The 14,358-nt window shown below is 61.7% G+C and carries 13 protein-coding genes; 8 read left to right on the top strand and 5 right to left on the bottom strand.

Annotated features, from left to right (window positions below):
- The first annotated feature begins 34 nt into the window (after positions 1 to 34).
- From BH682_RS15730 to BH682_RS15720, 3 genes are read left to right on the top strand one after another with little or no spacing between them, the layout of a single operon-like run.
- Entirely contained in the window at positions 35 to 949 is a 915-nt protein-coding gene (locus tag BH682_RS15730; protein ID WP_411561150.1) for an ABC transporter substrate-binding protein, read from the top strand.
- Positions 949 to 1,905: an amino acid ABC transporter permease gene (locus BH682_RS15725; protein WP_003944035.1), complete on the top strand. Its 957-nt coding sequence runs from the start codon at positions 949 to 951 to the stop codon at positions 1,903 to 1,905. Before BH682_RS15730 ends, BH682_RS15725 begins: the two co-directional genes overlap by 1 nt.
- The gene (locus BH682_RS15720; RefSeq protein ID WP_003944053.1) at positions 1,902 to 2,663 is read left to right on the top strand and encodes an amino acid ABC transporter ATP-binding protein; all 762 of its coding nucleotides are present in this window, start codon (positions 1,902 to 1,904) and stop codon (positions 2,661 to 2,663) included. The genes BH682_RS15725 and BH682_RS15720 overlap by 4 nt, the downstream gene beginning before the upstream one ends.
- 3 nt (positions 2,664 to 2,666) lie before the next feature.
- On the opposite strand, the gene BH682_RS15715 is transcribed toward BH682_RS15720, so the two are convergent.
- Positions 2,667 to 3,512 (bottom strand): class I SAM-dependent methyltransferase, encoded by an 846-nt coding sequence (locus BH682_RS15715; RefSeq protein ID WP_064112545.1) that lies wholly within the window; start codon positions 3,510 to 3,512, stop codon positions 2,667 to 2,669.
- Positions 3,513 to 3,849: 337 nt separating this feature from the next.
- Here BH682_RS15715 and rpsA point away from each other — a divergent pair, with 337 nt between their 5' ends.
- The gene (rpsA, locus tag BH682_RS15710; protein ID WP_003944095.1) at positions 3,850 to 5,337 is read left to right on the top strand and encodes a 30S ribosomal protein S1; all 1,488 of its coding nucleotides are present in this window, start codon (positions 3,850 to 3,852) and stop codon (positions 5,335 to 5,337) included.
- Positions 5,338 to 5,516: 179 nt separating this feature from the next.
- Here the strand turns inward: rpsA and BH682_RS15705 are convergent, their stop codons facing one another.
- Positions 5,517 to 5,732, bottom strand: coding sequence for a hypothetical protein (locus BH682_RS15705; RefSeq protein ID WP_003944056.1), 216 nt, complete (start codon positions 5,730 to 5,732; stop codon positions 5,517 to 5,519).
- Between the two features lie 159 nt (positions 5,733 to 5,891).
- Here BH682_RS15705 and coaE point away from each other — a divergent pair, with 159 nt between their 5' ends.
- On the top strand, positions 5,892 to 7,106 hold the full coding sequence (gene coaE, locus BH682_RS15700) for a dephospho-CoA kinase (protein ID WP_075833320.1): 1,215 nt from the start codon (positions 5,892 to 5,894) through the stop codon (positions 7,104 to 7,106).
- A 4-nt stretch (positions 7,107 to 7,110) separates the two neighbouring features.
- On the opposite strand, the gene BH682_RS15695 is transcribed toward coaE, so the two are convergent.
- Positions 7,111 to 7,629: a DUF402 domain-containing protein gene (locus BH682_RS15695; protein WP_003944071.1), complete on the bottom strand. Its 519-nt coding sequence runs from the start codon at positions 7,627 to 7,629 to the stop codon at positions 7,111 to 7,113.
- A gap of 86 nt (positions 7,630 to 7,715) precedes the next feature.
- Between BH682_RS15695 and uvrB the strand changes: the two genes are divergently transcribed.
- The 3 genes from uvrB (at position 7,716) to BH682_RS15680 (ending at position 11,440) form a co-directional block, all read left to right on the top strand.
- Complete coding sequence (uvrB, locus tag BH682_RS15690) at positions 7,716 to 9,878, top strand: excinuclease ABC subunit UvrB (protein ID WP_075833318.1); 2,163 nt, start codon at positions 7,716 to 7,718, stop codon at positions 9,876 to 9,878.
- A gap of 45 nt (positions 9,879 to 9,923) precedes the next feature.
- Positions 9,924 to 10,799 carry an SCO6745 family protein gene (locus BH682_RS15685; RefSeq protein ID WP_075833316.1) on the top strand — a complete coding sequence of 292 codons (876 nt, stop codon included), beginning with the start codon at positions 9,924 to 9,926 and terminating at the stop codon, positions 10,797 to 10,799.
- 188 nt (positions 10,800 to 10,987) lie between these two features.
- On the top strand, positions 10,988 to 11,440 hold the full coding sequence (locus BH682_RS15680) for a universal stress protein (protein WP_003944055.1): 453 nt from the start codon (positions 10,988 to 10,990) through the stop codon (positions 11,438 to 11,440).
- 1 nt (position 11,441) lies between these two features.
- On the opposite strand, the gene BH682_RS15675 is transcribed toward BH682_RS15680, so the two are convergent.
- Together BH682_RS15675 and BH682_RS15670 are read right to left on the bottom strand one after the other, a co-directional pair.
- Positions 11,442 to 11,903, bottom strand: a complete 462-nt coding sequence (locus tag BH682_RS15675) for a DUF732 domain-containing protein (RefSeq protein ID WP_007728747.1) — start codon at positions 11,901 to 11,903, stop codon at positions 11,442 to 11,444.
- An 83-nt stretch (positions 11,904 to 11,986) separates the two neighbouring features.
- Positions 11,987 to 14,269, bottom strand: a complete 2,283-nt coding sequence (locus BH682_RS15670; RefSeq protein ID WP_075833314.1) for a HelD family protein — start codon at positions 14,267 to 14,269, stop codon at positions 11,987 to 11,989.
- Positions 14,270 to 14,358 lie beyond the last annotated feature (89 nt).

The following is a 14,358-nucleotide window of genomic DNA, read 5'->3' as shown; positions in this document are numbered from 1 at the left end:
CGATGAAAACGCACGGGCACCAAGGCCACGTGGCGTGAGTTATGGCTCGAGCAGTGGCGGGCGTATCCGCACCAACGTGGTGCGAGTCTTGTTGGTGGGCTTGATCGTCGCACTGTGCGGCGGGTGTGTGACCAACAACGAGGGCCTCGTTCCGGAGGGGCCGCCACTTGACATCCAGAAGGTGCCCGAGATCGCCGCCCTGTTGCCCCCGAACGTCAGGGAGTCGGGCAAGCTGCAGGTCGGGGTCAACATTCCTTACGCACCAAACGAATTCAAAGATGAGAATGGCAAAATCGTCGGCTTCGACGTCGACCTGATGAATGCCGTTGCCGCCGTGCTCGGGGTCGAAGCTGTCTATAACCAGGCCGACTTCGACAAGATCATCCCCGCTATCCAGTCGGGAAGCTACGACCTCGGCATGTCTTCGTTCACCGACTCCAAGGAGCGGGAGAAGTCGGTCGACTTCGTCACGTACTACAGCGCAGGTATCCAGTGGGCTCAGCGGCCGGACAATCCCGTGGACCCGAACAATGCGTGTGGGTTGCGAGTGGCGGTACAGACCACAACTACCGAGGACATCGACGAAGTACCCGCCAAGAGCGAGGCATGCGTTGCTGCGGGCAAGCCGCCCATCGAGAAGATCAAGTACGACAGTCAGGACGACGCGGCCAACGCACTCATCCTGGGTCGAGTCGACGCGTTGTCCGCTGATTCACCGGTGACCGGCTACGCGATCAAACGGAGTAAGGGGCGGATGGAAGCTGCGGGTCAGCCCTTTGATTCCGCGCCGTACGGCTGGCCGATCGTGAAGGGTTCCGCCCTCGGTCCCGCCCTGCAGCAGGCAATGCAGTACCTGATCGACAACGGTGTCTATCAACAGATCGCGCAGACCTGGAGTGTCGAGGCCGGCGTCATCGAAGTATCCAAGATCAACGGCGCGGAAAGCTGATGAACATGACAACAACTGAGACTGGCGATCCGGCGCCGATCAAGGCGATCCCACTGCGCAGACCGGGCCGATGGGTCGCAGCAGTCGTGGTGGTGGTCCTGGTAGGGCTCTTTATCTACGGTTCGGCGACCAATGAACAGTTCGGCTGGGCGACTTACCGCCAGTACCTCTTCGACGCTCGAATTTCGAAGGCCGCCTGGGTCACCATTCAACTGACAATTCTGTCGATGGCAGCCGCGATCGTTCTGGGCATCGTCCTCGCGGTAATGCGGCTGTCGCCGAACCCGGTGCTGAAGTCCGCTGCCTGGGTGTATTTGTGGGTCTTCCGCGGCACGCCCGTTTACGTCCAGCTCGTCTTCTGGGGTCTCTTCCCCTCCATATACAAGAGCATCGATCTCGGCGTTCCGTTCGTCCATCAGTTCGTGCATTTCGACATGCAGGATCTCCAGGCGGCGTTTCTCTTCGCAGTCATCGGACTCGCATTGAACGAGGCGGCGTACATGGCCGAAATCGTCCGTGCAGGTATCGCCTCGGTCAACGAAGGTCAGACCGAAGCGTCAGTGGCTTTGGGAATGACGTGGGGCCAGACGATGCGGCGAACGGTCCTTCCCCAGGCGATGCGGGTGATCATCCCACCGACCGGCAACGAATTGATCAGCTTGCTCAAGACGACTTCGCTGGTGACCGCAGTGCCGTTGAGTACCGAACTCTACGGACGAGCGAGAGACATATCCGGTGCAAATTTCGAGCCGATCCCACTCTTGATGGTCGCGGTTACGTGGTACCTCGCAATGACCAGTGTTCTCATGGTCGGCCAGTACTACGTCGAACGCCACTATTCGAAAGGGTCGACGAGGACGCTCACCACTCGCCAGCTTCAGGCACTCGCCGACGCACAGGGCAAAGAAACGGTAGTGGAGACACTCCCGGATATTCCAGGAGGAGAACGCAGATGACACCGATGGTCAAGGCAGACCGGGTCTGTAAGAACTTCGGCGCGCTCGAGGTTCTCAAAGGGGTCTCACTCGAAATCGATCCCGGCCAAGTTCTGTGCCTCGTCGGTCCGTCCGGATCAGGCAAGTCGACGTTCTTGCGCTGCATCAATCACCTCGAGCAGGTCAACGCCGGCCGACTGTACGTCGACGGCGACCTGGTGGGCTACTCGGAGAAGAACGGAAAACTGTACGAACTTCACCCGCGAGCAGCGGCCAAACAACGCCGCGACATCGGGATGGTGTTTCAGCACTTCAATCTGTTCCCACACCGCACCGCTCTCGAGAACATCATCGAAGCGCCGACGCAGGTGAAGCGCGTCAGTAAGAAGAAGGCTGTCGAACGAGCGAAGGACCTCCTCGATCAGGTCGGGTTGAGCGCCAAAGCCAACGCCTACCCGGCCCAGTTGTCGGGTGGTCAGCAGCAAAGAGTTGCCATCGCCCGCGCACTCGCGATGGACCCGAAGCTCATGCTGTTCGACGAGCCGACGTCCGCGCTCGACCCCGAACTGGTCGGTGAAGTTCTCACCGTGATGAAGCAGTTGGCCAAAGAAGGCATGACGATGGTGGTCGTCACCCACGAGATGGGATTCGCCCGCGAGGTCGCCGACCAGTTGGTGTTCATGGACGGGGGAGTTGTGGTCGAGGCAGGCGAGCCGCGGGAACTCCTGGCCAATCCTCAGCACGACCGGACCAAGGCTTTCCTGTCGAAGCTGCTGTAGCCGTCAGGGTTTGACGGCGCTGAAAATTGCAGTGCCCGGAAAGAGTTGGCCGCGCAGGGGACTCCACTGTCCCCATTCGCGGTCCAACCACTCCGGCCATTCGGGCTCGATGATGTCGCGCACCTGAAGTCCGGCGGCGACGATCTCACGAACCCGGTCGCCGATGGTGCGGTGATGCTCGACGTAGGTGGGGACTCCGTTGTCATCGACCTCGACATACGGGGTGCGGTCGAAGTAGGGGAGGGTCGCGGTCAAGCCTTTCGGCCCGGGATCGTCGGGGAAGATCCATCGAATCGGATGGTTGACGGCAAAGACCCACGATCCGCCGGGACGGAGAACCCGGGCGACTTCGTTCATCACTCGCTGCGAATCGGCAACGAACGGGACGGCGCCGAACGCGGAACAAACGATGTCGAAACTCCCGTCGGCAAACGGCAGGAGTTCCGCACTTGCCTGAATCAACGGGACTGCCGGTCCGCCGGCATTCATCGCGTCCTGCCCGCGGGCGAGCATCCCCATCGAGATGTCGAGACCGACGGCCCGAGCACCATGTCCGGCGAGCCATCGGGCACACGGCGCCGAGCCGCAACCCACTTCCAATATGTCTTTGTCGACTATGTCGCCGAGCAAGTGGTGATCGCCCTCGTGCAGCCCTTCGGGGCACCAGACGAATTCACCTTCCGCGCTGTTCACGCCCAGAAACTCGCCGTGGGTTCGGTGGTAATCGTCGGCGTCGGCGTCCCACCACGCACGGCTGGCGCGGTCGCTGGCACTCGAATCGACACGGACTCGGCCGACGCCGCTGGTACCGAGAATGGAATTGGCAGCGGCATGGCGCTCGTCAGACATGAACAACACAGTAGAACGGGTGATGCGGGCGCAGGGTACCCGGGTTTGCCCGGCAAGATAGCCGACGCGTAGTCTTACTCACGCGAGTGTCTGTCATCCGACCGATTGTCTATACGAGATCTTTACCAAGGTCTCGGAATCAGTCGGATCGAGGGAGCTCGCGGTGCGCTTCCGCGGTGTGGAATGTGATCCGGTATTCGGTTGTTCGTTATTGATGCAGCTGGGTACTTCGATCTAGTACTTCACAAAGTACTTCCAACATTTGTACGCCACAGTTGCGCATCTCGTCCGACAAAATCCATCAACCGACCACAACTCGTCCGGAGCAATTCAACATATGCCCTCCACAACCGTCACCTCGCCGCAGGTTGCCATTAACGACATTGGCTCCGCCGAGGACTTCCTCGCCGCCATCGATGCCACGATCAAGTACTTCAACGATGGCGACATCGTCGAAGGAACCATCGTCAAGGTCGACCGCGACGAGGTTCTGCTCGACATCGGTTACAAGACCGAAGGCGTCATCCCTTCTCGTGAGCTCTCCATCAAGCACGACGTCGACCCCAATGAGGTCGTCTCCGTGGGAGATGCGGTCGAGGCTCTCGTCCTCACCAAGGAGGACAAAGAAGGTCGACTGATCCTGTCGAAGAAGCGCGCTCAGTACGAGCGTGCCTGGGGCACCATCGAGGAGCTCAAGGAGAAGGACGAGGCCGTCAAGGGCACCGTCATCGAGGTCGTCAAGGGCGGCCTCATCCTTGACATCGGTCTTCGTGGCTTCCTCCCCGCTTCGCTCGTCGAAATGCGTCGCGTCCGCGACCTCCAGCCGTACGTCGGCAAGGAGATCGAGGCCAAGATCATCGAGCTCGACAAGAACCGCAACAACGTGGTCCTGTCGCGCCGCGCATGGCTCGAGCAGACTCAGTCCGAGGTTCGCAGCGAATTCCTGCACCAGCTCCAGAAGGGCCAGGTCCGCAAGGGCGTCGTGTCCTCCATCGTCAACTTCGGTGCATTCGTGGACCTGGGCGGCGTAGACGGTCTGGTTCACGTTTCCGAGCTGTCTTGGAAGCACATCGATCACCCGTCCGAGGTTGTCGAGGTCGGCACCGAGGTCACCGTCGAGGTTCTCGACGTCGACCTGGACCGCGAGCGCGTCTCCCTGTCGCTCAAGGCAACGCAGGAAGATCCGTGGCGTCAGTTCGCCCGCACGCACGCCATCGGCCAGATCGTGCCCGGCAAGGTCACGAAGCTGGTTCCGTTCGGTGCATTCGTGCGCGTCGAAGAGGGAATCGAAGGCCTCGTTCACATCTCGGAGCTCGCTGAGCGCCACGTCGAGGTTCCGGACCAGGTTGTCGGCGTCGGCGACGATGCACTCGTCAAGGTCATCGACATCGACCTCGAGCGTCGTCGTATCTCGCTGTCGCTGAAGCAGGCCAACGAGGATTACAACGCCGAGTTCGATCCGTCCAAGTACGGCATGGCCGACTCGTACGACGAGCAGGGCAACTACATCTTCCCCGAGGGCTTCGATCCCGAGACCAACGAATGGCTCGAGGGCTTCGACAAGCAGCGTGAAGAGTGGGAGAACCGCTACGCCGAGGCTGAGCGTCGCCACAAGATGCACACCGCTCAGATGGAGAAGACCGCTGCAGACGAGGCCGCTGAGGCTGCCACCGCTGCTGCCGGCTACTCCTCGGAGACGGCTGCTGCAGACGACGCCGAGGCTCCGGCTGCTGCCGGCTCCGCTCCGGCCGAGTCCGCTGGCGGATCGCTTGCCAGCGATGCACAGCTCGCCGCACTTCGCGAGAAGCTGTCGGGCAACGCATAAGGATTACCGCTTGATCTGATCAGGCGAGATCTGTGAAGAACCCCGCCCCTGCACGTGCAGGGGCGGGGTTCTTTTCTCTGCCAGGTGTCACTTGCGAGCGAAGAATCAATTCAGTGAGTGAACACAAAAATGACCGGCACCGAAGGGTTGCCGGTCATTTTGTACTTCGTGAAGAGAACTCAGTTTGCGGGAGCAGGCACCCAGTAGGTGGCGGTCGCTTCGGCTGTGCGCTTACGCATCGACGCGAAGCTGTGTCGGCCTTGGCTCACGAGCATCGTGAACCACGTACGACGGTGCTCTGCCAGGGCAAAAGCAACTTCGGGAAACTCTATGCAGTGCACGCCGTTCGGCATTCCGAGGCGGTGCTGACCGTGATGGTCGCGATCTGCTCGCATGGCGTCCACTTTCTCGAGAAGGTGCAGGTACAGGTGCGTTCGCTAGAACATAACCGCACGGTCACCGAAATTGTGGTATTTGAGCCTCGAACGCCCCGGCGTGTTCGATCAGTAGGCGTGTCTGAATCTCTCGGGCGCGGAGATGAGAGACTGTCGAGTGTGTTGAGAGTTGGCCTCACTGGAGGCATCGGAGCCGGTAAGTCGACAGTGTCGAAAATCCTCAGCGAACTGGGAGCCGTCATCGTCGACGCCGACCTGATCGCCCGAGAAGTGGTCGAGCCCGGTACTCCGGGACTTGCCGCTCTGGTCGATGCATTCGGCGACGGGATTCTGTCCGAGGACGGCAGCCTCAACCGACCCGCGCTGGCGTCGTTGGCGTTTGCCGACGACACGTCACGCGGAACTCTCAACGGCATCCTCCACCCACTGATCGGTGCGCGGACGATGGAGCAGATTTCGTCTGCGCCGTCGGATGCAGTGCTCGTTCAAGATATTCCGCTGTTGGTCGAGGGTTCGATGGCGCCGGCATTCAATCTGGTCGTCATCGTCTACGTCGACGAGGAGGAACGAGTTCGACGCTTGGTGGGCTCGCGCGGCATGCCTGAATCCGACGCTCGTGCGCGCATCGCAGCGCAGGCAAATGACGATCAGCGTCGTGCTGTTGCCGACGTGTGGCTCGACAACAGCGGAGAGCCGGGTTCACTCGACGACGTGGTCCGCGACTTGTGGGCGAATCGACTTGTTCCCTTCGAGAAGAACCTCCGCGAGGGCACGGTAGTGCGCGCACTGCCCGAGCTGACTCCAGCCGACCCGTCGTGGCCGGCGCAGGCCGAACGAATCATCGGCCGGTTGTCGTTGGCGTCCGGTGACCGCGCGCGCCGTATCGATCACATCGGATCGACCGCAGTGCCTGGTCTCGATGCCAAGGACGTGATCGACATTCAGATCACTGTCGAGCACCTCGGCGTTGCCGACGACCTCGTGGAAGATCTGGCCGCTGCCGGGTTCCCCCGGATCGAGCACATCGTCGCCGACGACCCGAAACCGTCGTACCTCGGTGGCGAGACCGATCCGGCGGTGTGGGCGAAGCGAATTCACGGAAGCGCCGATCCAGGGCGCCGCGCGAACATCCACATTCGGGTGGATGGTTGGCCGGGTCAGCAGTTCGCGATCCTCTTCCGTGACTGGCTTCGCGCCGACGCAGCGGCGCGTGCCGAATATGCCGAACTCAAGGTCAAGGCAGCCGAGAGTGCCGCCGGCATCGACGACTACGCCGCTGCGATCGATGCCTACCTGGGAGTCAAGACGCCGTGGTTCGACGCCGCTTTCCACCGGGCATGGGAGTGGGCCGAGAAATCAGGCTGGTCCCTCTAACCACTCAGCGCCACGTGACCGGCATGCCCACCGAGGTGAGCCAGGCGTCGAGATCGTGACCGTGGGCGGCGATGCCCTCGATAGCGCGGGCCGCGTTCAGCATCGCACGCTCTGACGTCTTCGGGTCGAGAATCCCGGCGGTGTTCGCCTCGAGCAATTCGTCGACGTCGAGCAATTCGACGCTGCGTCCGGTCTGCACGATCAGGTCGAGGTAGTGGTCCTCGGACGTCCAGACCTGGTCGCCGCGGATGAAGTCGCCGATGTCGACATAGAAATCCCAGTCTCGGATGTGTTCCGGGGTGAAGTGCAGGATCGACGCCCGAATTCCGAGTTCGGGAATGATCCAGGACTCCAGGTAGTGAAACCGGGGATGGTCGGCGTGGCGCGCCATGTACAGCCCCCACGGTTCTTCGCGGTAGTGCTCGACCGGGCGAACGAAGCCCTTGGGATCGACGTTGGTGCGAGCTGCGATGTCGAAGGTTTCGACCTTCGGCCGGTGAATGTGGGGACGTTCCTCGCTCATGGTCGAAGAACCTACCGCCGAACTGCATTTTCGGCTGAACGCGGACGAGCGGGCATTGTGTCGGTAGGTGCGCTTACCCTGGTTTCATGGCGTTTGCTTCCGAACATCCCGTGGTCGCGCATTCCGAGTTTCGGCCGGTTGGTGACATCGAGCGCTCAGACGCGCGCTTCGAGGTCGTCAGCCCGTACGAACCGGCAGGCGATCAGCCGGCAGCTATCGCCGAGCTGGAGAAACGGATCAACGAGGGGGAGAAGGACGTAGTCCTCCTCGGTGCGACCGGTACCGGCAAGTCGGCCACGACTGCGTGGTTGATCGAGAAGCTGCAGCGCCCGGCTCTGGTGATGGCTCCGAACAAGACTTTGGCGGCTCAGCTCGCGAACGAGCTTCGGGAAATGCTACCCAACAACGCGGTCGAGTACTTCGTCTCGTACTACGACTACTACCAACCCGAGGCGTACATCGCCCAGACGGACACCTACATCGAGAAGGATTCGTCCGTCAACGACGATGTCGAGCGGCTGCGCCACTCGGCGACGTCCAGCCTTCTGTCACGACGGGACGTGGTCGTGGTGGCATCGGTGTCGTGCATCTACGGCCTCGGTACACCGCAGTCGTACCTCGATCGCTCGATTCAGCTGGACGTCGGTGTGGAGGTGCCGCGGGATGCGTTCCTGCGTCTGCTCGTCGACGTTCAGTACAACCGCAACGACATGGCGTTCACGCGAGGTTCGTTCCGCGTGCGCGGCGACACGGTCGAGATCATTCCGTCGTACGAAGAGCTGGCGGTCCGCATCGAATTCTTCGGTGACGAGATCGAGGCACTGTACTACCTCCATCCACTGACCGGTGACATCGTTCGCCAGGTCGACACGGTTCGTATCTTCCCGGCGACGCACTACGTCGCCGGCCCTGAACGCATGGAGCGTGCCGCCAAGGACATCGAGGCGGAACTCGAACAGCGACTCGCCGAGCTCGAAGGCAAGGGCAAGCTCCTCGAGGCTCAGCGTCTGCGCATGCGTACGCAGTACGACCTCGAGATGATCAAACAGGTCGGATTCTGCTCCGGCATCGAGAACTACTCGCGCCACATCGACGGCCGTGGCCCTGGAACTGCCCCCGCAACCTTGATCGACTACTTCCCGGAAGATTTCCTTCTGGTCATCGACGAGTCGCACGTGACGGTTCCTCAGATCGGCGCCATGTACGAGGGCGATATGTCGCGCAAGCGAAACCTGGTCGAGTTCGGATTCCGGCTACCGTCGGCAACAGACAACCGCCCTCTGACTTGGGAAGAATTCAGTCAGCGGATCGGTCAGACCGTCTACTTGTCGGCGACACCAGGTAAGTACGAGTTGGGTCAGTCCGGCGGTGAGTTCGTCGAGCAGGTGATCCGCCCGACCGGATTGATCGATCCCGAGGTCATCGTCAAACCCACCAAGGGACAGATCGACGATCTCGTTCACGAAATCCGCGAGCGAGCGGAACGTGACGAGCGTGTGCTGGTCACGACGTTGACCAAGAAGATGTCGGAAGATCTGACCGATTACCTGCTCGAACTCGGTATTCGCGTCCGCTACCTGCACTCGGATATCGATACGCTCCGGCGAGTCGAGTTGCTCCGTCAGCTCCGCCTGGGGGAGTACGACGTGCTGGTCGGCATCAACCTCCTGCGTGAGGGACTCGACCTTCCCGAGGTGTCGCTGGTCGCGATTCTCGATGCCGACAAAGAAGGTTTCCTACGTAGCTCCACCAGCCTCATTCAGACGATCGGCCGAGCGGCTCGAAATGTATCCGGTCAAGTGCACATGTATGCGGACAAGATCACCGCTTCCATGGCGCAGGCCATCGAGGAAACCGAGCGACGACGCGAGAAGCAGGTCGCCTACAACGAGAAGATGGGCGTCGACCCACAACCTCTACGCAAGAAGATCGCGGACATTCTCGATCAGGTGTACGAGGAGGCAGAGGACACTGCGGCGTCCGTGGACGTCGGTGGTTCGGGTCGCAATGCGACGCGTGGTCGGCGTGCGCAGGGTGAGGCCGGTCGTGCGGTCAGTGCGGGTGTGTACGAGGGGCGCGACACCAAATCGATGCCTCGGGCCGAATTGGCAGATCTGGTCAAGGAACTCACCGATCAGATGATGAACGCTGCACGTGACCTTCAGTTCGAGTTGGCTGGGCGATTGCGAGACGAAATCTCGGATTTGAAGAAGGAGCTTCGAGGAATGGACGCCGCGGGTCTCAAGTAGGTCGCCTCGCGTGCGTTCGTGCTTTCGACCGCTACGGTTTCAGGTATGGATGCACAGACTGCAGGCAAGACCGCGCGGACTCTCGAACTTCTCCATTCCTTGGCGTACTTCGTCCCGGAGACGGAGAAGGAACTTGTCGGCGTCGGGTTGGAGCCTGGCCGAATGGTGTACTTTGCCGGGCGATCAGCTCCGCTCGGCGCTCCACCCGCGACTGTCGTCACGGCCACCTTCTTCAACTTCAATCCTGAATTGATCGCCAGTGTCATCCCACGTGCCTGGGAATTGGCAAGGCCCACAGAGGTTGTCGCCGCGCGGTATCGGGCAATCGACGCGGCGTACGTCCGCCTGTTCGGTGCAGACGTGACAGGATCGGGGGACATGGCCGAGGCCGCCGAACTCGTGTCGATCGCTGCCCAGAACATTCCTGGAGTGGACGGCCGCCCTCTGTACGCGGGTTGGGCGTCGCTCGACTGGCCGGCCGAGCCGCACCTGCGTTTCTGGCACGCGCTGACATTGCTGCGTGAGTATCGCGGTGACGGCCACATTGCGGCCCTTCAGACCGCGGGATTGAACGGCCTGGACGCGTTGATCACGCACACCGCGACGGGAATCGGGTTTCAGCGCAAATTCGCGCAGACTCGTCGCGGATGGTCGCAGGAACAGTGGGACGAGGCCGTCGAGAGTTTGAAGGACCGCGAACTGCTGGATCGTTCGTCCGGTGCGCTGACCGAGGACGGGCAGGACTTGCGTGACGTCGTCGAAGACCTGACGGACGACCTCGCTTTGGCTCCGTGGGATGCGCTGGGTGAGGAGGGTGCCAAGCGGTTGCTGGAATTGGCGACGCCGTGGCGTACCGCCCTGGTCGAGCAGGAAGTATTTCCGGCGGCGCTGTTCGGGCCCCGCTTTGGCAAACTTCGCTGAGTGGTCACCACCGAACAAATGTGTCTGTGACGAAGAATCACATTCACTGTGGGCTTGTGGCGTGTACTGCAAATAACACTATCCGCGGCACAATCCCGCTAATGTCAGCGCAGCGGTTGTCGAGCGGGCGCAACAGCGTTGCGCCCGGTGCCGGCCGTACCGTCCGTCCCGTAACCATGGAGGAATGAATGAGTGCCTACCGGACCGTTGTCGTAGGAACCGATGGCTCCGAGTCGTCACTGAAGGCAGTCGACAGAGCTGCCGCCATTGCCAGTGGCTCGGACGCTCAGCTCGTCATCGCGTGTGCGTACTACCCGGCTGATCCCAAGGACGTGAGCGCTGCCGCTGATGCGTTGGGTAACGAGGCCTACCAGGTCACCGGTTCCGCTCCGACCTACGAGATCCTTCGCACCGCTCGTGAGCGCGCACATGCCCAGGGGGCAAAGGATGTTGTCGAGCGCGCCGTCGTCGGCGCTCCCGTCGAATCGCTTCTCGCTTTGCTCGACGAGGTGAAGGGCGACTTGCTGGTCGTCGGAAATCGCGGATTGAACACGTTGACCGGGCGTCTACTCGGATCGGTGCCTTCCGATGCCGCTCGCAAGGCGACGTCCGATGTCCTGATCGTGCACACCGTTCGCTGAACTACCGGCAGTAGTCGGCCTCGGCCGCATCGACGAACACTTCAGCCAGCTGATCGGCGCTGGGGGGTGTTGTCGATGCGGCCGAGCCGTTTCCGGAGGTGACCATTGGTTCGCTTGCTCCGTTCAGCGATACCGCCCGCAGATTCGCGATGATCATCGCTCGATCCGTTCCGGCCGCGAGCTGCTGGCAGACGCCGTCACCGAGCGCCTGCAACATGTCGTCGGAAAAGGCGGGCGTGACCCCGGTAGACGCAAGCGCCGCCCGCAGCCGATCTGCCTCGTCTACCGGTTTTTCTGTCGGTGCGGCAGCAACAGCAGCGATGTCGTCGCTGCCGGCAGCAGCCGTCGAACTCGAATCATCCTCTGAGCAACCGGCTGTCACCGCCGCAAGCATCCCGACGCCGATCACCACGCGAGCGATCTTGCGGATGGGTGCGGCGGAACTTGCGGGCAGGCCAAGCACGTGGGGTCATTCCTTCAGTCGTCGACACAAATTGGAGTGACACCACCATTCGTGGTGTCACGCACGAACCTACTCCGTGATGCTCACGAATCGAAGGCCAACTCTGCTGCTTCGACGCCGTCGAGAACCGCGGGGAGCGACTCGACGTGAATGATGCCGAGCCTCTGGGTAGCGCGGGTCAATGCGACGTAGAGGTCGTTCATTCCGCGTGGTGACTCGTCGAGAATGTCGGCAGGTTCGACGATCAACACGGTGTCGAACTCGAGTCCCTTGACGTCCTTGACGGACAGGACGCTTACGGTGTCACTCGCAAGGCCCGCCAGATCGGCAACGACCTCGGAACCGGCGATCACTGCGGTGATACCGGGATGCGACTCGGACTCGATGCAACGGCGCACGGTCGATTCCAATTCTTCGGCCGTGGTCTTGAGCGCCCACGGCGCGAATCCGCTGTCGCGTACCGACCGGGGCACGGATTGCTCCGGGTCGATCTCTTCGAGTACACGGTGCGCGACATCCATGATCTCCGAAGGAGTTCGGTAGTTGACGGTCAGTTCGGTGAGCTTCCAGCGCTTGGCGACGTAAGGCTCGAGAATCTTCTGCCAGGACGAGGTTCCCGCCGGATCCCCGGTCTGGGCTGTATCGCCGACCAACGTCATCCAGCGATTCGGTATGCGCCGCATCAGCATTCGCCACGCCATTTCGGAGAGCTCTTGGGCTTCGTCGACGATCACGTGACCGTAGGTCCACGTCCGGTCGCCGGCAGCGCGTTCCGCCGTCGTCTGACGCTGACCTTGATCGTGGCGCTGGGCGAGTTGGCTGGCGTCGATCAAGTCGTACGCCATCAAGATCTCGGGATCCATCTCGTCCTCGAGGTCCTGTGGTGCAGAGCCGGTGAGGATGTCGAGGGCGCCCTGAGCGTCGGCGATCTGCGCGCGCCATTCACGTTGTGCGCGTTCGCGTTCGGCGGCGTCGTCGACGCCGAGAATCTCGGCCAGTTCGTCGAGCAGGGGAGCATCGGCCGCACTGAAACCCGGTCCGACGCTCTGCAGAAGCTCGTCGCGTTGGGCGTCGTCGAGTTGCGGTGCTGCCTTGGCCAACCGCGCCGGCGACGTCCACAGTTCCGCGAGGATTTGCTGCGGCGACAATTCGGGCCACAGCTTCGCGATGGCGGACATGATGTCCGGGTCCTCACGCATCTCGTCGCGAATGTCGGCGATGTCGTCCCGACTGAGGAGTGACCCACCGTCGACGAGGTTTCCGCCGATGAGTTCGGCCATCTGCAGTGCCAACGCCTCGATGACTGCTGCCACGAAGATCGGGCGCGCCAGGTTGTGTGGGCGACGCGACGACCGAGCGCGCCCGCGCGCCTTCGTGACAGTCTTGCGATCCAGTTTCAAGTCGTACGTGTCGAATCGAAGGGTTATCGGCTTCGACGGAACTTCCTGCCGATCCCGGACGGCGTTCTTGAGTACGTCGAGGATCGCGAGGGAACCCTTGATCTCGCCGGCGGCGAGGGAATCCGTACGAGTCGCACGCACTCCGGGATACAGGTCCCCGATCGTCGAGAGCAGAACTCCGGTCTCACCGAGTGAAGGAAGGACCTGGCTGATGTAGTCGAGGAACGTCGCGTTCGGCCCGATGATGAGAACACCGGCCTTGGCCAGTTGCTGGCGGTAGGTGTAGAGCAAGAAGGCGGCACGGTGAAGGGCGACTGCGGTTTTGCCGGTACCCGGACCGCCCTGGACGACCAAAACGCTCTTGTGCTCGGAGCGGATGATGGCATCCTGCTCACTCTGAATGGTCTCGACGATGTCGTTCATCTGACCCGTACGCGCTGCGTTCAGAGCGTCCAGGAGTGCGCTCTCACCGGCGACGCCACCGGCTTCGGTCACCACGCCGGCGGCTCGGGCAGCGTCGAGGTCCAGGTATTCGTCGTTGATTCCGGTGACTGTTCGGCTCCGACTGCGGATATGGCGTCGTCGCTTGACGCCCTCAGGTGCCGCGGGCGTCGCCAGATAGAACGGGCGTGCCATCGGAGCTCGCCAGTCGAGCAGTAGCGTTTCGTAGTCGTTGTCGGTGTCCAGAATTCCGAGTCGGCCGACGTAGCGTCGCTCGTCGTCGAAGTCGATGCGTCCGAAACACATTCCGTTCTCGGCTGCGTCGTACTTGGCGAGATCTTCGGTGTACATGGCATTGAAGGATTCGCGTTCACTGCGTGCTTGCGGGGTTCCGCCGGTCTCGAGGAGCACCGTGCTCAAGCGAGTTTGGGCATACTTTCGAAGATCGTCGAGACGGGAGTACAACATCGTCACGTACTGCTGCTCGAGCTCTTGCTCGTTCAGTGACGGGTCCGCGTCGGGCAAAGGATCTCCTAGGCTTGATGAGAAATTCACGCGCTGCAAAAGCGCCAAGACAGTCTAGTTCCCCCAGATGAACTGCCGCATAGATACAG

The sequence above is a fragment of the Rhodococcus sp. YL-1 genome, from assembly GCF_001942025.1.
Lineage (GTDB): Bacteria > Actinomycetota > Actinomycetes > Mycobacteriales > Mycobacteriaceae > Rhodococcus_F > Rhodococcus_F qingshengii.
This window is presented reverse-complemented; position numbering and strand designations above follow the sequence as displayed.